The organism is Micromonospora maritima (assembly GCF_902825405.1).
GTDB lineage: Bacteria > Actinomycetota > Actinomycetes > Mycobacteriales > Micromonosporaceae > Micromonospora > Micromonospora maritima.
This window is the reverse complement of record NZ_CADEAU010000039.1, coordinates 1-22,105: the sequence shown is the minus strand read 5'-3', so window position 1 is coordinate 22,105 and position 22,105 is coordinate 1. Positions and strand designations below refer to the sequence as shown.

12 protein-coding genes are annotated in these 22,105 nt (G+C 70.5%); 9 read left to right on the top strand and 3 right to left on the bottom strand.

Going from position 1 to position 22,105, the window contains the following annotated elements; all coding sequences use genetic code 11:
• The coding region (locus HUW36_RS07035) for a bifunctional diguanylate cyclase/phosphodiesterase (protein WP_174527375.1) at window positions 1–1,167 on the top strand (1,167 nt) is incomplete at its 5' end.
• 28 nt (window positions 1,168–1,195) lie between these two features.
• On the opposite strand, the gene HUW36_RS07030 is transcribed toward HUW36_RS07035, so the two are convergent.
• Window positions 1,196–2,215: a LacI family DNA-binding transcriptional regulator gene (locus HUW36_RS07030; RefSeq protein WP_091580620.1), complete on the bottom strand. Its 1,020-nt coding sequence runs from the start codon at window positions 2,213–2,215 to the stop codon at window positions 1,196–1,198.
• Window positions 2,216–2,599: 384 nt separating this feature from the next.
• On the opposite strand from HUW36_RS07030, the gene HUW36_RS07025 reads away from it, so the two are divergent.
• From HUW36_RS07025 to HUW36_RS07005, 5 genes are all read left to right on the top strand, one after another.
• The gene (locus tag HUW36_RS07025; RefSeq protein WP_174527374.1) at window positions 2,600–3,883 is read left to right on the top strand and encodes an ABC transporter substrate-binding protein; all 1,284 of its coding nucleotides are present in this window, start codon (window positions 2,600–2,602) and stop codon (window positions 3,881–3,883) included.
• Between the two features lie 81 nt (window positions 3,884–3,964).
• Window positions 3,965–4,978, top strand: coding sequence for a carbohydrate ABC transporter permease (locus tag HUW36_RS07020; RefSeq protein ID WP_174527373.1), 1,014 nt, complete (start codon window positions 3,965–3,967; stop codon window positions 4,976–4,978).
• A 53-nt stretch (window positions 4,979–5,031) separates the two neighbouring features.
• Window positions 5,032–5,874 carry a carbohydrate ABC transporter permease gene (locus HUW36_RS07015; protein ID WP_174527376.1) on the top strand — a complete coding sequence of 281 codons (843 nt, stop codon included), beginning with the start codon at window positions 5,032–5,034 and terminating at the stop codon, window positions 5,872–5,874.
• Window positions 5,871–8,312, top strand: a complete 2,442-nt coding sequence (locus HUW36_RS07010) for a glycoside hydrolase family 2 protein (RefSeq protein ID WP_174527372.1) — start codon at window positions 5,871–5,873, stop codon at window positions 8,310–8,312. The genes HUW36_RS07015 and HUW36_RS07010 overlap by 4 nt, the downstream gene beginning before the upstream one ends.
• Before the next feature lie 89 nt (window positions 8,313–8,401).
• Window positions 8,402–8,569 (top strand): hypothetical protein, encoded by a 168-nt coding sequence (locus HUW36_RS07005; protein WP_174527371.1) that lies wholly within the window; start codon window positions 8,402–8,404, stop codon window positions 8,567–8,569.
• A gap of 3 nt (window positions 8,570–8,572) precedes the next feature.
• Here HUW36_RS07005 and HUW36_RS07000 read toward each other — a convergent pair whose 3' ends face one another.
• Window positions 8,573–9,286, bottom strand: a complete 714-nt coding sequence (locus tag HUW36_RS07000; RefSeq protein WP_174527370.1) for a hypothetical protein — start codon at window positions 9,284–9,286, stop codon at window positions 8,573–8,575.
• Window positions 9,287–9,842: 556 nt separating this feature from the next.
• Between HUW36_RS07000 and HUW36_RS06995 the strand changes: the two genes are divergently transcribed.
• The 3 genes from HUW36_RS06995 (at window position 9,843) to HUW36_RS06985 (ending at window position 19,935) form a co-directional block, all read left to right on the top strand.
• On the top strand, window positions 9,843–12,950 hold the full coding sequence (locus HUW36_RS06995; RefSeq protein ID WP_174527369.1) for a LamG-like jellyroll fold domain-containing protein: 3,108 nt from the start codon (window positions 9,843–9,845) through the stop codon (window positions 12,948–12,950).
• Window positions 12,951–13,420: 470 nt separating this feature from the next.
• Window positions 13,421–19,507 (top strand): RHS repeat domain-containing protein, encoded by a 6,087-nt coding sequence (locus HUW36_RS06990; RefSeq protein WP_174527368.1) that lies wholly within the window; start codon window positions 13,421–13,423, stop codon window positions 19,505–19,507.
• Between the two features lie 26 nt (window positions 19,508–19,533).
• Entirely contained in the window at window positions 19,534–19,935 is a 402-nt protein-coding gene (locus HUW36_RS06985; protein ID WP_174527367.1) for a hypothetical protein, read from the top strand.
• Between the two features lie 71 nt (window positions 19,936–20,006).
• Here HUW36_RS06985 and ilvD read toward each other — a convergent pair whose 3' ends face one another.
• Window positions 20,007–21,854, bottom strand: a complete 1,848-nt coding sequence (ilvD, locus tag HUW36_RS06980; protein WP_174527366.1) for a dihydroxy-acid dehydratase — start codon at window positions 21,852–21,854, stop codon at window positions 20,007–20,009.
• Window positions 21,855–22,105 lie beyond the last annotated feature (251 nt).

The following is a 22,105-nucleotide window of genomic DNA, read 5'->3' as shown; positions in this document are numbered from 1 at the left end:
AGCGGCGGCGCACTGCTCGTGCTGGACCTGCACGGCGAGGACGGGACGGCGCCGGACGCGGCGGTGCTGGCCGAGGTGCGGCGGCGACTCCGGGCCGGCTGCGGCCCGCACGACCTGGTCGCCCGGGTCGGCGACACCGAGTACGCCGTGCTCACCGATCTCGGTCCGGTGCTCGCGTACGCGCTGGGTACCCGGCTGCTGGCGGCGCTCGTCGAGCCGTACCGGCGGGCGGGGGCCGTGGTCCGGCTGGCGGTGGGTGTGGGGTTGGCCGAGACCACCGGCGGCGAGCCGGAGGACGTGTTCCGTCAGGCCGGCCTGGCCCGGCGACGGGCGGTGCAGCTGGGCCGGGACCGGGTCGAGTGGTACGACGCCTACCTGGAGGAGCAGCTGGTCCGCCGGCTCGACCTGGAGCGGGAGCTGCCCGGTGCGGTGGCCCGGGGTGAGCTGGACCTGGTCTACCAGCCGGTGGTGGCGCTGGTCGACCGGATGCCGGTGGGCACCGAGGCGCTGCTGCGCTGGCGCAGCCCGGCGTTGGGCACGGTGCTGCCGACGGAACTGCTGCCGGTGGCGGCCGACCTCGACCTGCTCGGTGAGGTCGGGTGGTGGGTGGTGGACCGGGCCTGCCGGCAGCTCGCCGCCTGGTCGGAGGGGGGCCGGGAGTTGTGGATGGCGGTGAACGTGACCCCGCGTGAGCTGGCCGCGCCGGACTTCGTGGCCCGTACCGCGACCGCGTTGGCCGCGTACGACGTACCGCCGGAGCGCCTGGTGGTGGAGGTGGCGGAACCGGCGGTGGGCGCGGAGCTGTCCACGGTGGTGGCCCGGTTGGCCGGTCTCCGCTCGCTCGGGGTGCGCACCGCGCTCGACGACTTCCGCGCCGAGCACGCCTCGCTGGCCCAGTTGCGCCGGCTGCCGATCGACCTGCTCAAGGTCGGCCCGCACCTGGTGGCGCCCGGCGCCGACGGGCAGCGCCCGCTGATCGACGTGGTGGCCAACCTCGGCGACCGGCTCGGCGTGGAGGTGGTGGTCGAGGGGCTGGAGTCGGACGGTCAGGTGGCCGGCGCGCGCCGGGCCGGATGCCGGTACGGGCAGGGCTTCGCGTTGGCCCGGCCGGCGACCGCGGAGCGGGTCGAGGCGTGGTTCGAGGAGTATCCGTCGGCGTCCCGGTGAGGACCGGTGACCCGGGAGCTGAACCGGTTCAGCGGGCGCGCGGCGGCGCGGTGCTGCCGCGCGGGGTGAGGTGGGCGGTCTCGTCCTGGAGTCCGCTCACCGGTTCCCCGGCGATCACGGCGAGGAGCTGCCGGGCCGCGTGCGACCCGTAGGCCGGGATGTCCCGGCCCAGCGCGGTCAGCGGCGGGTGCACCAGCTGGCAGAGCGGGGAGTCGTCCCAGGCGACGATGGACAGGTCGCCGGGGACGGCGAGCCCCATCTCCTGGGCCACCGAGAGCCCGGCGATCGCCATCACGTCGTTGTCGTAGATCACCGCCGTCGGACGGTTGGCGGAGCTGAGCAGGCGCCGGGTGGCCCGCGCCCCCTCCTCGCCGGTGTAGTCCGACCAGACCGTGCTCGCCTCGTCCAGCCCGAGCCGCCGGCACACGTCGGTGAACGCGTCGGTGCGGATCTCGGTGTGCAGCAGCGAGGGAAGGCCGCCGACCCGGGCGATCCGCCGGTGGCCGAGCGCGACCAGGTACTCGACGGTCTCGACCAGGGCCGCCGCGTCGTCCGACCAGACGCTGGCCAGGCTGCCGGTGTGCCCGGGGCCGCCGATCACCACCGCGGGCAGTTGCAGCTCCTCCAGGGCCGGCACCCGCCGGTCGTCGGTACGCAGGTCGCAGACGAAGACCCCGTCCACCCGGCGTTCGGCCCACCAGCGGCGGTAGACCGCGATCTCCGCCTCCTGGTCGGTCACCACCTGGAGGGTCAGCGCGTACGAGCGGGCGGACAGCTCGGCCTCGACGCCGCTGATCAGCTCCATGAAGAACGGCTCGATGCCGAGTATCCGGGCGGGCCGGCACAGTGCCAGCCCGACCGCCTTGGCGGTGGCGCCGGAGAGCGCCCGGGCGGCGCTGCTCGGACTGAACCCGATCTCGGCCGCGATCGCCAGGATGCGCTGACGGGTCGCCTCGGAGACGCCGGGCTGCCCGTTGAGCGCGTACGACACCGCGCCCTTGGAGACTCCGGCGCGTCGGGCGACGTCGGCGATGGTCGGCCGCTTCACCGCAGCGTCCTCCACTGTGTCCGGCCCTCGCGGGCGCTCTCGACCGCCGGGGTGGCCGGCGGCAAGTGACGCTACTGCACCGGGCTCGCCGACCGGTCGGCGCGGCGGACCCTCCACGACTGAACTGCACAGTTCGTCACTTGTGCGGTTCAGCGTACGGCTACCCCCACCCCTGTCCGCCACCCCCTGCGCTCACGAAACTGCTCCGGAAAGCGCTCCACCACGCATGGTCGCGCTCCCATCCGTCGTCGAAGGTTACGGGACGGCCTCGCTGTTAACCGGCCGTTGACAGTGCCGAAGGTGAACCGTACGGTGGCCTCACTTATCCGGTTCAGTCAACGTCTCTCGATCTCGGGAGCGTTCCCATTCGGCGCGGAGGATGACATGAAACGGTCCTGGACGCACTGGGCGCGCACGGCCGCCGTCGGTGCCGTCAGCCTGGTCATGGTCGCCGCCTGTAGCGGCAAGAGCACCACCGGCGGCTCGGACGCGGCCGACGGTCAGGTCACGTTGAAGATCAATTTCTGGGGCGACTTCGGCCTGCAGGACCTCAAGACCAAGTACGAGGCCGAGCACCCCAACGTCAAGATCCAGCTCAACTCGGGCGAGTACAACGCCCAGCACGAGGACCTGCAGAAGAAGCTCGTCGCCGGCAACGGCGCGCCGGACATCGCGGCGATCGACGAGGGCTTCATGGTCCAGTTCCGCAGCCAGTCCGACAAGTTCGTCAACCTGCTGGACAAGGGCGCCGGCTCCTACGAGAGCAAGTACCTGCCCTGGAAGTGGAAGCAGTCGCTGTCCGCCGACGGCAAGACGCAGATCGGCCTCGGCACCGACGTCGGCGGCCTGGCCATGTGCTACCGCACCGACCTGTTCAAGGCCGCCGGCCTGCCCACCGACCGCGACCAGGTCTCCGCGCTCTGGCCCACCTGGGACAAGTTCCTGGAGGTCGGCCAGCAGTACACCGGCAAGACCAAGAAGAAGTTCATCGACGCCGGCACCAACCTGTTCAACCCGATCCTCGGCCAGCAGCAGGTGGGCTTCTACAACGACCAGGAGCAGCTCCAGATGGAGCAGGGCCCGAAGGTCGCGTTCGACTACACGGTCAAGGCCGTCGACTCCGGGCTCTCGGCCAACCTGGTCAGCTTCCAGGCCGACTGGGACAAGGGCTTCACCAGCGGCGCGTTCGCGGTGCTCGCCTGCCCGGCGTGGATGCTCGGCCACATCAAGGACACCGCGCCCGGCACCCAGGGCAAGTGGGACATCGCCGCCGTCCCCGGCGGCGGCGGCAACTGGGGCGGCTCGTTCCTGACCATCCCGAAGCAGGGCAAGCACGTCGACGAGGCGTACAAGCTGCTGGAGTGGCTGGTCGCGCCGGAGCAGCAGATCGAGATCTTCAAGAAGGTCGGCAACCTGCCGTCGCAGCCGGCGCTCTACGCCGACCCGGCGATCGCCGACTTCAAGAACCCGTTCTTCAACAACGCCCCGGTCGGCCAGATCTTCCCGAAGATGGCGCAGGGCCTCACCCCGCAGTACCTGGGCAAGAAGAACGGCCCGACCCGGGTCGCGGTGGAGAACGTCATCCGCCGGGTGGAGAACAAGTCGCTGAAGCCGGACGCCGCCTGGAACGAGGCGGTCAAGGAGGCCGACAAGGCCGCCAAGTCCTGACGCACCACCGGTGCCGGAGCGGAACCCGACCGCTCCGGCACCGCCGTACCCGTCCACCCTCTCCGGCTCTGGAGTGATCCGATGTCCAGCACCCGTGCCGCGCCCGCGCCGCCGAGCCGCCGACCCGCGCCGGAGCGCGGCCGTCCCGGGGCCCACGACCGGCGGCTGACCTGGCGCAACCGGCTGTACCGCTTCGACATGCGCTACATGCCGTACCTGATGATCGCGCCGTTCTTCCTGCTCTTCATCGTGTTCGGGCTGTTCCCGCTGCTGTTCAACGCGGTGGTCTCGCTGCGCAACTACCGGCTCGACGACCCGACGCTGCCCTACTGGGCGGGCTTCGAGAACTTCAGCCGGCTCGTCGCCGACGAGGACTTCTGGAACGCCCTCTACAACACCTTCGGCATCTTCCTGCTCTCCACCGTGCCGCAGTTGCTGCTCGCCCTGCTGGTCGCCTCGCTGCTCAACCGGCAGCTGCGGGCGCAGACCTGGTGGCGGGTGGGCGTGCTGCTGCCGTACGTGACGCCGATCGTCGCCTCGACCATGGTGTTCAGCGTCTTCTTCTCCCGCGACTTCGGCATGGCCAACTGGGTCCTCGGCCTGCTGGGCATCGGCGGCGCCGACGACCCGATCGACTGGCGGGCCGACAAGCTGCACGCCTGGATCGCCATCGCCACCATGGTCAACTGGAAGTGGATCGGCTACAACGCGCTGCTCTACCTGGCCGCCATGCAGTCCATTCCGCGCGACGTCTACGAGGCCGCCGCGATCGACGGCGCCGGCCAGTGGAAGCAGCTCTGGCGGATCACCGTGCCGATGATCCAGCCGGTGGTCCTGTTCACCGTGATCCTCTCCACCATCGGCGGCCTCCAGCTCTTCACCGAGCCGATGCTGTTCGACCCGAACGCCCAGGCCGCCACCGGAGGGCCGAACGGTGAGTGGCAGACCATCGCCCAGCTCATCTACAAGGTCGGCTGGAAGGACCTCAACCTCGGCTACGCCGCCGCCATGTCCTGGGCGCTGTTCCTGATCATCCTGGTCGTCGCCGGCGTCAACTACCTGCTGACGAACCGACTCTCGGGAGGACGCAAATGACCGCCCTGGCATCGCGGCCGAGCGCGCCGCCGGCCCGGCGCAAGCGGCGTGCCATGGCCCGCGCGCCGCAGGAGACCCCCGCCGGCCTCTGGACCTATCTGTTGCTCGCGGTCAGCATGCTGTTCGCCGCGTTCCCGCTCTACTGGATGTTCGTCATCGCCACCAGCAACGACGAGGCGTTGGCCAAGCTGCCGCCGGCGATCGTCCCCGGCGACCGGTTCCTGACCAACGTCGACGAGGTCTTCTCCCTCCAGGACGTCTACTTCGCCGCGTCGCTTGTCAACAGCGTCATCGTCTCGACCGTGGTGACCGCCTCGGTGCTGTTCTTCTGCTCGCTTGCCGGGTTCGCCTTCGCCAAGCTGCGGTTCAAGGGCAGCAACGCGCTGATGCTCTTCGTGGTGCTGACGCTCACCGTGCCGAACCAGCTCGGCATCGTGGCGCTCTACATCGTGATGGGCAAGCTCGGCTGGAACGGCACCCTGCTCGCGGTCATCGCGCCCGGCCTGGTCACCGCGTTCGGCGTGTTCTACATGCGGCAGTTCATCGTCAACACCGTCCCGGACGAGCTGGTCGAGTCGGCCCGGGTCGACGGCGCCACCACCATGCGGGTGTACGGCACCATCGTGCTGCCCGCGATCCGACCGGCCCTGGCGGTGCTCGGCCTGCTCACGTTCGTGGCCACCTGGAACGACTTCCAGTGGCCGCTGATCACGCTCAGCGGCACCGACTTCCCCACCTCGATGGTCGCGGTCTCCGACCTGGCCAGCGGCAACTACGTGATCTACCGGCGGGTGCTGGCCGGCGCGTTCATCGCCACCATCCCCCTGCTGCTCATGCTGTTCATCGGTGGACGCCAGATCGTCCGCGGAATCATGGAAGGCGCGGTGAAGTCGTGAGCCGTTCCACGCTGCTGCACGAGGGCTGGACGCTGCGGGCCCTGCCCGGCCCGCAGGTGCCGCCGGAGATCGCCGGGGTGGCGGTGCCGGCGACCGTGCCCGGATGCGTGCACACCGACCTGCTCGCCGCCGGCCTCATCCCCGACCCGTACCTCGACGACAACGAGAACCGGCTCACCTGGATCGGACGCACCGACTGGGTCTACCAGACCACGTTCCACCACGAGCCCGGCGGCGACGACCGCGTCGACCTGGCCTGCGCCGGCCTGGACACGGTCGCGACGGTCACGCTCAACGGCGTCGAGGTCGGTCGCACCGAGAACCAGCACCGTTCCTACCGCTTCGACGTCCGGTCGCTGCTGCGTCCCGGCGACAACACCCTCGCCGTACGGTTCGACTCGCCGTACCGCTACGCGGAGGCCCACCGGGACCGGCTCGGCGACCGGCCGAACGCGTACCCGGAGCCGTTCCAGTTCATCCGCAAGACCGCCTGCAACTTCGGCTGGGACTGGGGACCGACGGTGGTCACCGCCGGCATCTGGCAGCGGATCGGGCTGCACGCCTGGTCCACCGCCCGGCTGGCGACCGTCCGGCCGCTGGTCACGGTCGACGGCGGCGTCGGCCGGGTGGAGCTGCACGTCGAGGTGGAGCGGGCCCGCGACGAGCCGCTGACCGTGCACGCCGGCGTCGCCGGTGTCGCCGCCGAGGTGGCGGTGCCGGCGGGGGAGCGCACCGCCGTGCTCGCCCTCACCGTCGACGACCCCGCGCTGTGGTGGCCGGTCGGGTACGGCGACCAGCCGCTGCACGACCTCGACGTGACCCTGCGGGCGGCCGACGGCCGGGACCTGGACGCCGTGTCCCGCCGGATCGGCTTCCGCTCGGTGCGCCTCGACACCACACCCGACGCCCACGGCACCCCGTTCACGCTGCACGTCAACGACGTGCCGATCTTCGTCAAGGGGGTCAACTGGATCCCCGACGACGCGTTCCCCAACCGGGTCACCCGGGCCCGGCTGGCGCAGCGGTTCGACCAGGCCCTCGGGGCCAACGTCAACCTGCTGCGGATCTGGGGCGGCGGCCGCTACGAGTCGGACGACTTCTACGAGCTGGCCGACGAGGCCGGGCTGCTGGTGCAGCAGGACTTCCTGTTCGCCTGCGCGGCGTACCCGGAGGAGGAGCCGTTCCGCACCGAGGTCGAGGCGGAGGCGCGGGAACAGGTGACGCGGCTCGCCGGCCACCCGTCGCTGGTGCTCTGGACCGGCAACAACGAGAACATCTGGGGCTGGCACGACTGGGACTGGCAGGAGCCGCTCGCCGGGCGCACCTGGGGACGCGGCTACTACCTGGAGCTGCTGCCCGCGACCGTCGGCGAGCTGGACCCGACCGTCCCGTACTGGCCGGGCAGCCCCTGGTCGGGCAGCGACGACATCCACCCCAACGACCCGGCGCACGGCACCATGCACATCTGGGACGTCTGGAACGACGACGACTACACCAAGTACCGCGAGTACGTGCCGCGCTTCGTCGCCGAGTTCGGCTACCAGGCCCCGCCCGCGTACGCGACGCTGCGCCGGGCCATCTCCGACGAGCCGCTGGCCCACGACTCGCCGGGCATGGCCCACCACCAGAAGGCGGCCGACGGCGACCGCAAGCTCCAGCGCGGGCTCGACGCCCACCTGCCGCCGCCCGCCGACTTCGACGACTGGCACTACTACACCCAGCTCAACCAGGCCCGCGCCATCCAGCTCGGGGTCGAGCACTTCCGCTCGCACCGGCCGGTCTGCACCGGCACCATCGTGTGGCAGCTCAACGACTGCTGGCCGGTCACCTCCTGGGCCGCCGTCGACGGCGACGGCCGGCGCAAACCCCTGTGGTACGCGCTGCGCCGCGCCTACGCCGACCGGCTGCTCACCGTGCAGCCGCGCGACGGCGGACTGGCCCTGGTCGCGGTGAACGAGACCGGGCAGGCGTGGACCGGGCCGGCCACGGTCACCCGACTCACCCTGGCCGGGGAGCCGAGGGCGAAGACCTCGGTCGACCTCGACGTCCCGGCGTACTCCTCGGTGGTGCTGCCGCTGCCGGCGGAGCTGGCGCGGCCGGACGAGGCGCGCCGCGAGCTGCTGGTCGCGGAGGCCGGCGACACCGCGGAGCGGGCGCTGTGGTTCTTCGCCGAGGACCGCGACGTCGACTGGCCGGCGGCGGACTGGGACGCCTCGGTCGAGCCGGCGGACGGCGGCCAGCGGGTCCGGGTGACGGCCCGCACGGTACTGCGCGACCTGACCGTCTTCCCGGACCGGCTGGACCCGTCCGCGCAGGTCGACCAGGCGCTGGTGACGCTGCTGCCGGGGGAGTCGGCGGTCTTCACGGTGCGGGCGGACACGCCGCTGGACGCCGACGCGCTGACCGCACGCCCGGTGCTGCGCTGCGTCAACAGCTAAGGAGGGGCCCCCGCTTAACGCCTTCGGTAGAGGCGGGGGCCCCGCTTAACACCCCGGTTCGGCGGGCGTCCGGTGGGTACCTGGACGGCATGACTGATCCGGTGGAGCTTTCCGAACTGCACGCCGGGGGCGCCGACCCCGACGTGACGCCCGAGGACCCGCACGCGGACCTGGACACCTCCGAGGAGTCGCTCTCCGAGGCCGGGCTCCCCATCGACGGCACGGCGCCGGTCGAGGAGGACCCGGACCAGCCCTGATCCCTAGTTGGGCAGGGCGGCGAGGCCGGCCAGCAGCTCCCACCGCTCGGCCTCGGTGAGCACCGCGTACGCCGGTTCGTCGCGGCGGTCGGTGTCGGCCTCGACCGCCGCGCGTTCCGGCCCGTCCGGCAGTGCGCGGATCCCGTCGGCGGTCAGCCCGGCGGCCCGCCACGCGGCCCGGTGCGCGTCCGCGCGGTGGTGTCGCAGCGACCCCAGCCGGGTGACGAGCAGCAGCGCCGGGGAGGCGTCCGCCGGCTCGTACGGCGGGGACATGGCCCGGAATGCCGGCCCGCCGGTGGCCTGCGCGTGCGCCAGCACCCGGCCGACCAGCTCCGCGAGCCGGGGCACGATGCTCAGGCCGGGCAGCACCCCCGGCAGCAGCGCCCCCCACAGCTCCTCGGCGGCCTCGCCGGTGGCCCGCTGCGCGAACAGCACCAGCTCCCGCCCCAGGTCGGTGAGGTGCCAGGCGCCCTCGTCGTCCCGGACGAAGATGCCCTGCTCCAGCTCCCGGCTCATGTCCCCGTCGCCGTAGACGAGGCCGTCGGCGAGCGCCTCGGCGGGCATCGGCCGGGCCAGCACGCCGGAGAAGAAGCTGTTCTCGGCGCCGAGTTCGCAGCCGCGCTCGGCGTAGAACGCCTCCATCCGGGGGCGGGCCGCCCAGCGGGCGCCCACGTACACCCGGTCGATCGCCGGTCGGACCAGTCGCGCGTAACTCACCGTCGTCTCCACGCCGCGGGACCCTACCGGCGACGGATGTCTGGCGGGGCCCCGTCGGAGGTTCGTTCGTCCGGCAGCCCATCGACACCGGCCGTCGGCCCTTGGAGACAAGGCTTCCACGGCACGTCTGTCTACAACGGACAGTTGTTGGTCAGGGCGAAGGTCAACTGCCCCCACAGAAGGCCGACTCGTTGCTAAGTTCTGCGCACTTACCGACGCCCTGTCAGGAGGCGCCATGCCGCGTCCGCTCGTCCGCCGTCTGATTCCGATCCTGGCCCTGGTGTTACTTCCGGTCTCGGTGCCACCAGGTCACGCCGCGGCAGCGCCGGCATCCGAGTGTCGTGCGGAAGCTCCGGCCGAGACGGACGCACTCTCAGTCGCCCGGGCGTGCCGGGAGCGGGTGGAGGTGGTCTCCCGACGGTCCGAGCGGTCGCAGACCTTCGCGAACCCGGACGGCTCCCTGACCTCGGTCATCTCACCCGTACCGCAGCGCGTCCGTCGAGGGGCGCACTGGCGGGACATCGACACCACACTGCAGCGCGGACCCGATGGCGGGGTGACCGCCCGTGCCGTCGTGGAGCCGATCGTCCTGTCCGCCGGCGGGGACGCCGCGTTGCTCAGTTTCGGTCGCCCCGGCAGGCGGTACTCGTTGTACTGGCCCGGCGGGCCGCTGCCCGAGCCGGTCCTCGACGGCAACTCCGCCACGTACGCCGAGGTGATGCCCGGAATCGACCTGCGCGTCGAGGTGGAGGCCGAGTCCTACCGTCAGTTGCTGGTCGTCAAGACGCGCGAAGCCGCCGGGAACCCGGGGCTGGGACGGGTGTCGTTCCGGGTGCAGTCCGACGGCCTGTCCCTGCGCAAGCGATCCGACGGTCGGGTCGAGGCGGTCGACGGCAGGTCATCCGTCGTCTACGCCTCGACGACCGCGACGATGTGGGACTCGCCCGCACCCGCGGTCTCTCCCCGTGAGCTGGCGCTGGGCAAGGTGACGAAGGCACGAGCGGCCGCGTTGGAGAAGGAGCGGGCGGCGCAGGCCGGGGAGCCGTCGCCGCACCGGATCGAGACCATGCCGGTCGACGTCGCGGGCGGCCACCTGTCGGTGTCTCCGCTGCGGCAGATGCTCGACGCGCCGGACACCGTCTATCCGGTGACGATCGATCCGGCGTTCTCGAAGCCCTCGCCGATGTGGTACACGAACGTGATGGACGACAGTCCGAACCGCTCCTACTACGGTGAGTACTCCGAGATGCGGGTGGGTCGGCAGTGGGGGACGTCCAACGTCTGGCGAGCCCACGTGCAGTTCGACACCACGGAACTGAAGGGCAGCACCATCACCTCGGCGGAACTGTCGGTCACGGCCGACCACACCGCGAGTTGCGGCAGTACCAGCATCCAGCTGTGGCAGACCCAGTACGTCTCGAGTCCCGGCTCCTACACCTGGTACAACGACTCCGACGGCGACTGGGTGGCGCGCGTCGACACCAAGACGTTCAGCGCCAACGAGTCGAGTTGCCCGAAGGGCGACGACACGAATGTCTTCGCCGGCACCCTGAAGACCAAGCTCCAGGCGGGCGCCAGCAACAACTCGAACCGCTTCGCCGTGGGGTTGCGGGCCGCGAACGAGTCGGACGACTACCAGTGGACCCGTTTCCTGGGTAACAAGACCTTCCTCACCGCGACCTACAACCGCAAGCCGAACAAGCCGACCGGCCAGGCGATCTCCGACTGCTACCTGAACTGCACCAACAATCCCCTCATCGGCCGCAAGGATCCGGAGCTCTCGGTCTTCGCGACCGATCCGGACCCGGCCACGATCCTGGCGGTCTACTTCGAGGTGCAGACCTCCGCCGGCGCGGTCGTGGCCACCGGTGTCAAGACGGGTTACGCGACCGGCCCCACCAACCCCGCGCAACCGGCCAAGTGGCGTGTCACGCCGGCGCTCAACAACGGCAACTATCGATGGAGAGCCCGCAGCAAGGACGAGCAGGGCGTCTATTCCGACTACACCGGCTGGTTCGCGTTCTCCACCGACTCCACCGCGCCGGCGGTGCCGACGGTCAAACCGGCCGACGCGGCCCTCTACTTCGAGGACGACGGGTCGGGAGCGTGCAGCGGCGGAATCGGTGTGCAGGCGACCTTCAACCTCAGCGCCGAGACGAGCGTCCTGCAGTTCACCTGGGCACTCGACGGCGGCGCCTTCAGCGCTCCGATCACCGCGGCAGGCACCGGACCGAAGACCGCGGTGATCACGGTCAAACCGCAGAAGGACATGCTCCGGGTACTCCGCGTGCGCGCCTACGACGGCGCGGGCCGCTTCGGCGAGGCGCGCTACGAGTTCCGCGTCTGCTCGCCGTCCCCCGAAGCCGGTCACTGGAAGCTCGACGGCAATGCGAACGACGACGTCGATCTGGTCACGAAGCCGCACCACGGGACCCTCTCGGGTACGGTCAGCTGGCCACAGGGACGCCTCCTGCCGGAGACCGCGGCCGAGTACACCATGAGCAGCGGTCCGCGAACCTTCATCCCGGCCAGTGACCCGGTGGCACTCACCGGCGACGACGAGCTGGCCAAGATCTCGTTGCCGTTCGCCATGCCCTTCTACGGCGGCTCCTACAACGAGGCGTGGATCTCCACCAACGGTGCACTCACCTTCGCCGAGCCGTCCGATCCGTGGTGGCTCAACGGTCCCATCCCTGAGCCGACGGAGTTCAACCTCGCTCTCTACCCGTTCTGGACCACCCTCGAGCTCGACGCCGCGTCGAGTGTCCGGACGGCCACCGTGGGGACCGCGCCCAACCGCACGTTCGTGGTCGAGTGGCGCAACGCCGGCTTCGAAGAGGACCTCACCGCCCGAGTCACCTTCCAGGCGCAGATCAGCGAAGACGGCGCCATCACCTTCGCCTACGCGGACATCCTGGACGGCGACGAACTGGAGACCGGGACCTACGCCACGGTGGGCATCGAGAACGGTACCGGGAACCGCGCGGTGACCTACTCCTACGAGGAGCCGACGCTCAGTTCGGGCAACGGCGTGACCTTCACGCCGACCGGTGTGCTCACGCCCCCCTATCCGGAGGGCTACTACGAGGCGCGTCTCAGTGGTGGCGGCGGATTCAGCACCGGAGTGCCGGTGCTCGCCACCGGTCTGCATCCGGAGACCGGTGAGCGACGCAGCTTCGCGGTCGCCGCCTGGGTGCGAGTCACCGACACCAGCGCGAACCGCACGGCCGTCTCACAACAGGGCACCGCCCGGACCATCTTCGAACTCGGTTACCAGAGCGTCGACAAGAAGTACTGCTTCTCGATGGCCGCCGGTGACTCGACCTCCGCTGCGGTGTCCCGGGTCTGCGCCACGAGTCCGGTCGTCGCCGGCGAGTGGGTACACCTCGCTGCCGTCTACGACGGGCCGACCGGGGTCATGAAGCTCTACGCGCACTACAGGGACACCAGCGGATTCATCGATCCCGCCCGCACGGAGGTCAAGACGCTCGCGTTCACCTCTGTCTGGGACAGCACCGGCTCCTTCGCCATCGGCCGCGGGTTCGCCAGTTCCGGCTGGGGCCGCCCGACCGTGAGCGCTGCCTTCATCGGGGACATCGACGAGGTGTGGGCATGGCAGCGGGTGCCCGAAGACGTCGAGATCGAGTTCCTCGCGCTCACCTGAGCATCGGATGCGGGTCGCGTCCCGCGCGACCCGCATCCGTGGCCGTCCGACTTTCTGCAATGCCGAGCGCCGACCGGGTCGGCGATGGAAGGACCGCGTACATGTCCAGGACCTATGGCCGGTTCCGGCCGCCGGGGATGTCCCGGCTGGCGAACCGCACTCGCTGGCTGGGATGGCCGATGGCCGCCGTCCTGGCGGTGACGCTGATCCCGGGGGTGCCCGCCCTCGCGGCACCGGGCTGGAAACCGCCGGACGCCACCAAGGCGGCGGGGATCCCGCTCCACCAGCTCGACTGGACACCGCGACCGACATGGACGGCAGCGAAACGCGAAGTACGTGGTGACGTCGCGGTCGCCTGGCCCGCCGCCGGCTCGGTGACCGTCGACGTCTCTCGGGCGCCGCGGCTCGCCAGCCGGGCGGCGACCGGCAGGGCCGGACGGAACGGACTCGTACGAGCCCCCGGGACGCCGGTGTCCGTCGCCCCGGTCGAGGATCCCGGAGCCGAGGTTGCCGCCGCCCGGGGCAGCGAGGAGCCCCTGCAGGCGGTCACCGTGCGGGTGCACGACCGGTCGAGGTCCAAGCGTGCCGGCATCGACGGGCTGTTGCTGGAGGTGAACCGCGCCGATTCGGTACGTCGACCGGCGAGAGCAGCCGTCGCCGTCGACTACCGCTCCGTCGCCGCGGCCTTCGGCGGTGACTGGGCGGCCCGGGCCCGTCTGGTCGCGTTGCCGGAATGCGCGCTCACCACCCCGCAGCTGGCCGGCTGCACCACGGCCACCCCGCTGGTCTCGCGCCGGGACTTCCAGGACGGGACGGTGTCCGCCGTGGCGCCGGTCGGCGCCGCCGACAGGTCCAGCATCATCGCCCTCGCCGCCGGGGACAGCGGCGACAACGGGGACTACACGGCCACCAGCCTGTCGCCCTCCTCGACCTGGGAGGTGTCGGCGCAGACGGGCGCCTTCGCCTGGTCGTACCCGCTGCGTGTGGTCCCCGGCGTCGGTGGCCCGGAGCCCTCGCTGTCCCTGTCGTACAACTCGCAGTCGATCGACGGACGCACCGCAGGCACCAACAACCAGGGCTCCTGGATCGGCGACGGCTGGGAGATGTGGCCCGGCTATGTCGAGCGCACCTATCAGGGATGCGCGGACGACACCGATGACGTCGACGGGAAGGCACCGAACAACAAGACGAAGAAGACGGGCGACCAGTGCTGGTGGCGGAACAACGCCACCCTGTCGCTGAACGGCGGATCCACGGAGCTGGTCGACGCCGGCAACGGCCGCTGGAAGGGGGTCAGCGACGACGGATCCAAGGTCGAGCTGCTCAAGGACACGTCGCTGGGCAACGGTGACAACGACGGCGAGTACTGGCGGGTGACCACGCCGGACGGTACGCAGTACTACTTCGGCCGCCATCACGGTATGGGCGGAGCGAGTGCCGGCACCGCGACCGAGTCGGTGTGGACCACGCAGGTGTACGGCAACCACCCGGGTGAGTCGGGCTACGTGGCTAACGACTTCGCCGCGTCCCGCGAGACGCAGGCCTGGCGGTGGAATCTCGACTACGTCGTGGACCCGCACGGCAACACGATGACGCTCTTCTACACGAAGGAGACCGGAGCCTACGGGCGCGAGTCGGACGCCACCAAACGGACCACCTACGACCGCGGCGGATACCTCACCCGCATCGAGTACGGCAACCGTGCCGACGCGCCGTCGACCACCTACGCGTCGGCCCGCGTGATGTTCGACGTCGCGGACCGGTGCAAGGCCGGTGCGACCTGTTACGACTCGAATGGCAGGGCGGTGCCGTCGGCTTGGCCCGACACCCCGTGGGACCGCTACTGCCACGCGTCGCCGTGCACCGACAAGCTCAACCCGATCTACTTCACGCAGAAGCGCCTGGCGAAGATCCGGGCGCAGGTGCACACCTCGGGTGGCGCGTACGTGGACGTCGAGTCCTGGGCGCTGCGTCACGAGTACCTGGATGCGGGATACCCGTACGGCGAGGGCATCCCCATGTATCTGCGAGGTCTGACCAGGACCGGCCACGTGACGACCGCCGGCGGCTCCGCGGCCTCCGACCCGGAGATCGTGTTCGACCCCGGGGCGGACCCGCTGCCCAACCGGGTCGACGGCCCGGACGACGGGAAGACGGCACTCTTCAGGTGGCGGGTCCGGACCATCACCACCGAGACCGGTGCGCAGGTCGTGGTGACCTTCAAGCCACTCGACTGCGTCCGGTCCGCGCTGCCCACGCCGTCGACCAACACCAAGCGCTGTATGCCGCAGTACTACAGCAACGACGGCACCACTCCGGTGTTGGACTGGTTCCACAAGTATGTCGTGGACTTCGTCGACACCAACGACAACACCGGCGCGGGTGAGGCGCAGAAGGTCTACTACGACTACCTCGACGATCCCGCCTGGCACTTCGACGACAGCGAACTCGTCAAGGAGAAGAAACGTACCTGGGGTCAGTTCCGGGGATACGGACACGTCAAGGTCCGTAAGGGCCTGGCCACCGGAACGCAGCTGACCACCGAGTACCGCTACCTGCGCGGCATGGACGGCGACAGGCAGGCGAGCGGCACCCGCGACGTGTGGGTGGAGGACTCCTTCGGTGGGCGCGTCGAGGACCATGACGCGTACGCGGGGCAGCTCCTCGAGGAGACGACCCTGAACGGCGCCACCGGACCGTGGGTGTCCGGCAGCATCAACACGCCCACCACTCCGGTGCAGACCGCCTCGGCGAACTCGCTGCGCGCGTACATGGTCAATACCGCCAAGGTCAGGACCTACAGCAGGACCACCTCGGAGGCGGACGGCGTCCGCTGGACGCAGACGGCCACCAAGTACAACTCCGACAACCTCCCCTACGAGGTCAACGACCTCGGTGACGAGAACACGGCGGCCGACGACACCTGCACCCGCACCTGGTACGCCCGCAACGGGACCGTCTGGATGTTGGACAAGGTCAAGCGGACGCAGCAGGTGGGGGTCGCCTGTACCGCCACCGTGAGCCTGCCCGGGGACCTGCTGTCCGAATCCCGCACCACCTTCGACCGGGTGAACAACGACTGGGACACCGATCTGCCGGTGCGAGGGCTGCCGGTCAAGAGTGAGGAGGTGAGCGGTTGGCAGGGAGGCTCGCCGGTCTGGTCGACCATCACCACGAGTGGCTATGACGCCAACGGGCGGGTCAAGTTCGGCACCGACGCGCTGAACCACACCACGACCACCGAGTACGTGCCGGAGACGGCGGGTCCGGTCACCAGCACCACGGTGACCAACCCCAAGGGGCACAAGACCGTCACCACGTTCGCGACCGCCTGGAACATGCCGTCGCAGACGGTGGATCCCAACGGTGCGAAGACCGCGTTGGCATACGACGGGCTGGGCCGGCTGGTCAAGGTGTGGCTGCCCGGGCGGGACCGGGCCACCCAGACGAGCAACCTGGAGTTCAGCTACCTGGTCCGCAACACCAAGCCCACCGCGGTCACCACGCGGAAGATGCTCCCGACCGGGACCGGTTACAAGACGTCGGTCACGCTCTACGACGGTTGGCTGCGGGAACGGCAGACCCAGACGCAGGCGCCCGGCGGTGGTCGAGCGGTCACCGACGTCTACTACGACTCCCGCGGGCTGAAGTGGTGGACCACGCACCCGCACTACGACACCACGAACGCCGCGGTGAGCACCGAACTCCTCGGGCCCGCGGGTCGGGAGGTGGCGCCGTCGCTCACCGAGTACCTGTACGACGGTGCGGGCCGGCCGACCGCCGAGATCTTCAAGGTCCAGGGCATCGGCGGTGAGGAGAAGTGGCGTACCAGCACGGCCTACCAGGGTGACCTGACCACCGTCACGCCGCCGAAGGGAGGCACCAAGACCGCGAGCCTGGTCGACGCCCAGGGGCGGACCGTCGAACTGCGACAGTTCAAGGACGCGACCACTTTCGACACGACGCGCTACACCTACAGCGACCGCGGTGAGCTCACGAACATCCGGGACGCGGCCGGCAACGAGTGGAAGTACGCGTACGACCAGCGTGGTCACAAGGTCCGCGACGAGGACCCGGACAAGGGCGTCAGTCAGACCGAGTACAACCTCAGCGGCCAGATCACCAAGGTGACGGACCAGCGGGGTCGGATCCTCGTGACGACCTACGACGAGCTGGGTCGGAAGTCAACGCTGCGCGACGGCTCGGAGACCGGTCCGGTCCGCGCCCAGTGGACCTACGACACCCTGACCAACGGCATCGGCAAACTCACCAGCTCCGTGCGCTTCGACAACGGTCGGCAGTACACGAACGAGGTGACCGGCTACGACGTGGCGGGCCGGCCCAGCGGCACCCGGGTGACCATTCCGAGCACGGAGGGCGCACTCTGTGCGTCCACCGCCGCGGACCCCTGCTCGTACACGTTCTCCTCGCAGTACAAGCCGGACGGGCAGATCGCCTCGACCATCCTGCCCGCGGTGCGGAACGACCTCGCCGCTGAGCAGATGCTGTTCAACTACAACGATGTCGGCGCTCCGACGACGTTCGTGTCCGGGTTGGGGATCTACGTCTACTCCGTCGGGTACGACAAGGTCGGCAAGCTCGTCGAGCGGACCCTGGGGGCGTTCGGCAAACGGGTGCAGATCAACTACACCATCGAGCACGGCACCAACCGGCTGCGGAACACCAAGGTGTCGCCCGAGGGCACCTCGGTACCGGCCGACATCAGCTACGACTACGACGACGCCGGCAACCTGACCCGGGTCCACGACGCGCCGTACGGCCAGTCCACCGACACCCAGTGCTTCACCTACGACCACCTGCGCCGGCTGAAGGAGGCCTGGACCCCCGGCGCGGGTGACTGCGGCGACGTCACGCGGTCGGTGACGGGTCTGGGCGGGCCGGCGCCCTACTGGCACAGCTACGAGTACAACGACGCGGCCGGGCAGACGGGTAGCCGGAGCAGGGAGATCCTGCACGCGGCCGGCGGCGACACCGTCCGGACCTATCGCTACCCGGCGCAGGGCGGTGTGGCCGGGTCCGGACCGCACGAGCTGCGGGACGTGACGACCGACCGCCCGGTCGGCGCCGACCAGGTGGACACGTACCAGTACGACGAGTCCGGCAACACCACCGTGCGGAACCTGGCGGGCACGTCGCAGAATCTGACCTGGGACAACGAGGGCCGTCTCAGTTCCGCGCAGACCGGCAGTCGGACCGTCAGCTACCTGTACGACGCCGAGGGCAACCGGCTCATCCGGCGGGACCCGCAGGGCGGCGGGAGCACGTTGTATCTGCCCAACGGCATGGAGGTGAAGGTCGCCGCCGGGTCCACGGCCGCCACCTGCACCCGCTACTACACGCACCTGGACCAGCAGATCGCGGTCCGCACCAAGGCCGGTGGTCTGACGTGGTTCGTCACGGACCAGCACAACACTGCTGAGCTGAGCCTGAAGGCGACCGACCTCCTGGTCCAGCGACGGCGGACCCTGCCCTTCGGGGAGGTCCGTGGTTCTGCTCCGACGGCGTGGGCCGGCGACCGTGGCTTCGTCGGAGGCACGATCGACCCGACAGGTCTGACCCATCTCGGCGCCCGCGAGTACGACCCGAGCACCGGTCGCTTCATCTCCGTCGACCCGATCATCGACACCAGTGACCCCCAGCAGATGCACGGCTACGCCTACGGCAACAATGCGCCGCCGAGCTTCTCCGATCCCAGCGGCCTGCTCTTCTCCGGGCTCTGGAACAAGGCCAAGGGGGCGGTGAGTTCGGCTGTCGACACCGTCGTCGACGACGTCAGTGCGGCGGCGAAGTCCGTGGTCGACTCCTACCAGGAAGACCCGTGGAAGTTCGTCGCACAGGTCGCGGTCGGGGTCGCCGTCGGTGTCGGTGTGGCCGCGCTGTGCGGAGCCACCGCGGGCGTGGGTTGCGCCGTCACGGCCGCGGTCGTCGGCGGTGCCCTCGCCGGGGGCGCGTCAGCGGCGACCGGCCACGCGGTCGACGCCGCCCAGGGCGAGGGTTTCGACATCGACGAGTTCAACACCGACGTCACGAACGGGATGATCGGGGGAGCGGTCGTAGGGGGCCTCTTCGCGCCACTGGCCGGAGCGTCGGCGGCCGCGTCCCGCCCGGCGATCGACGCGGTGGCGCTGCCCGCCGCGCCTCGGGCGGCCGCGGCGACGACGGCCTCGGCGGGCCCGGGGTCGGCTGTTCGGCCGGTGGGTGCCCAGCTCGAGTCCGTCGAGGACATCATGGTCAACCCGTACCTGCTCTACGACATGGCACCCGCGCAGGTGGAAGCCATCGTCAAGGGGTCGCCCGGCTGGCAGATCGAGAAGCTCGGCAAGGGTTCCCACAAGGGGCAGGGGTGGATGTTCCGTGAGTATGCCGTCAAGCGGGGCAAGCAGTTCACCACCGGTAGGATGATCCAGTGGCATCCCGGCGGTGGCCATCACGGGAAGCTGCCCTATTGGAAGGTCAAGCAGCCGAACAAGCCGGAGGCCAGGTTGCCTCAGCACCGGGAGAAGCTGCCGCAGTGGAAGCTCGACCAGCTGAAGTGACGGCTTCGCTCCGGAGAGGTGATCCGATGTCCCAGGCGCCGGGCTACGACCCGGACGATCTCCTTCATCCCGCCCGCGTCACCTCGGTGCTGTGTGGGCTGACGCGGGCGGTCGCCCGACTCGCGCTGGCGCCCGACGACCAGCGGGAGTACCTGCGCAGGGCCGGCGTCGGCGGCTCGGCGGACGAGTTGGCGTTGCAGCTCGAGGCCGTGGTCGCTCTCCTGGAACCGTTGGAGGAGGCCGAGCTGGTCGATCCGGCGCAGGCCGCGTCGGCCCGTCGCATCGACCAGATGCTCGACCTGATGAGCGGGGCGGACAAGGCCCACCTCTGGGAGCCGGAGGCATTGTCGACGGCCCCGGAGTGGGTCGAGGTCCGTGCCCTCGCCAAGGAGTTCCTGTTCCTGCCCGATCCGTTCGGCGGCACGTAGCGGACGATCGGTGGTCCGGGGCGAGGGTTCGCTCGCCCCGGACCACCCGTCGCCGAGCGGTGGCGGTGTGCCTACTCGGGCACGCGGCGGTAGGCGCCGTCGCTGGCCGAGGTCGCCATCGACGCGTACGCGCGCAGCGCCGCCGACACCGGGCGCTGCCGGTCGGTCGGGGTGTACGGGCGGTCCCGCTTCTCCTCCGCCACCCGCCGCGCGGTCAGTTCGTCGGCCGGCACGTTCAGCTCGATGGACCGGCCGGGGATGTCGATGACGATCTCGTCGCCGTCGCGGACCAGCGCGATCAGTCCGCCGGAGGCCGCCTCCGGGGAGACGTGCCCGATGGACAGCCCGGAGGTGCCGCCGGAGAAGCGACCGTCGGTGAGCAGCGCGCAGGCGCGGCCCAGCCCTCGGCCCTTGAGGAACGAGGTGGGGTAGAGCATCTCCTGCATGCCGGGGCCGCCCTTCGGGCCCTCGTACCGGATCACCACCACGTCCCCGGCGACGACCTCCTTGGCCAGGATGGCGGTCACCGCGTCGTCCTGCGACTCGTAGACCTTGGCCGGCCCGCGGAACGTCAGGCACTCCTCGGGCACCCCGGCGGTCTTCACCACGCAGCCGTCGGGCGCCAGGTTGCCGTGCAGGATGGCCAGCCCGCCGTCCGCGCTGTAGGCGTGCTCCCGGTCCCGGATGCAGCCGCCGGCCGCGTCGGTGTCCAGCGACGACCAGCGGTTGGTGGTGGAGAACGGCTCGGTGGTGCGCACCCCGCCGGGCGCGGCGTGGAACAGCTCGACCGCCTCCGGCGTGGCCGACCCGCCGCGCACGTCCCAGTCGGCGAGCCACCTGTCGAGGCTGGGGGAGTGCACCGCGCGCACGTCGCGGTGGAGCAGGCCGGCGCGGTCCAGCTCGCCGAGGATGGCCGGGATGCCGCCGGCCCGGTGCACGTCCTCCATGTGGTAGTCCGGCGAGTTCGGGGCGACCTTGGCCAGGCACGGCACCCGCCGGGAGATGGCGTCGATGTCGGCCACCTGGAAGTCCAGTTCCGCCTCGCGGGCGGCGGCGAGCAGGTGCAGGATCGTGTTCGTCGAGCCGCCCATGGCCACGTCGAGGGCGACCGCGTTCTCGAACGCCTCCCGGCCGGCGATCGCGCGGGGCAGCACCGAGGCGTCGTCCTCGTCGTACCAGCGCTTGGCGATCTCCACGGCGGTGCGGCCGGCCTCGACGAAGAGCGACCGGCGCGCGGCGTGGGTGGCGAGCGTCGACCCGTTGCCGGGCAGCGCCAGACCGATCGCCTCGGTCAGGCAGTTCATCGAGTTGGCGGTGAACATGCCGGAGCAGGAGCCGCAGGTCGGGCAGGCCGAGCGCTCGATCTCGCCGAGCTGGTCGTCGGTGACCGCCTCGTTGGACGAGGCGATCATCGCGTCGATCAGGTCGATCTTGGAGTGCACGACGCCCTCGATCGCCACCGTCTTGCCGGCCTCCATCGGACCGCCGGAGACGAAGACGGTCGGGATGTTCAGCCGCAGCGCGGCCAGCAGCATGCCGGGGGTGATCTTGTCGCAGTTGGAGATGCAGACCAGGGCGTCCGCGCAGTGCGCGTTGACCATGTATTCGACCGCGTCGGCGATCAGCTCCCGGCTGGGCAGCGAGTAGAGCATGCCGCCGTGGCCCATGGCGATGCCGTCGTCCACCGCGATCGTGTTGAACTCCCGGCCCACGCCGCCGGCCTCGGCCACCGCGTCGGCCACCAGGCCGCCGAGGTCCTTGAGATGGACGTGACCGGGTACGAACTGGGTGAAACTGTTCGCGATGGCGACGATCGGCTTGCCGAAGTCGTCGTCGGTCATCCCGGTGGCCCGCCAGAGGGCCCGGGCGCCGGCCATCGTCCGACCGTGGGTGGATGTCCTCGACCGCAGCTCAGGCATGGCTACCAGTCTGACACCGCCCGCGCGGCGACCCCCCGCCGTACACCCTGTGTCCCAACAGTTGCACACCCGGTGCCCCACGGAGGGCGCGGATCCGGCAGAGTTGACGCGTGCAGTCGTCCCCGGGGATGGTCACCGTCGCGGTGCTGAGCGGCTCCGTCGCGACCGCCGCCGCCGCGTTGCTCGCCGTGTCCGCCCGCCGGCGCACCGGTCCCCGGCACCAGGCCCACCTGCTGCTGGCCGTCGCCGCC

Coding starts and splice junctions, on each gene's coding strand:
- HUW36_RS07025 (WP_174527374.1), top strand. CDS start 2,600: ATGAAACGGTCCTGGACGCACTGGGCGCGCACGGCCGCCGTCGGTGCC.
- HUW36_RS07020 (WP_174527373.1), top strand. CDS start 3,965: ATGTCCAGCACCCGTGCCGCGCCCGCGCCGCCGAGCCGCCGACCCGCG.
- HUW36_RS07015 (WP_174527376.1), top strand. CDS start 5,032: ATGGCCCGCGCGCCGCAGGAGACCCCCGCCGGCCTCTGGACCTATCTG.
- HUW36_RS07005 (WP_174527371.1), top strand. CDS start 8,402: ATGACTGATCCGGTGGAGCTTTCCGAACTGCACGCCGGGGGCGCCGAC.
- HUW36_RS06985 (WP_174527367.1), top strand. CDS start 19,534: ATGTCCCAGGCGCCGGGCTACGACCCGGACGATCTCCTTCATCCCGCC.
- ilvD (WP_174527366.1), bottom strand. CDS start 21,854: ATGCCTGAGCTGCGGTCGAGGACATCCACCCACGGTCGGACGATGGCC.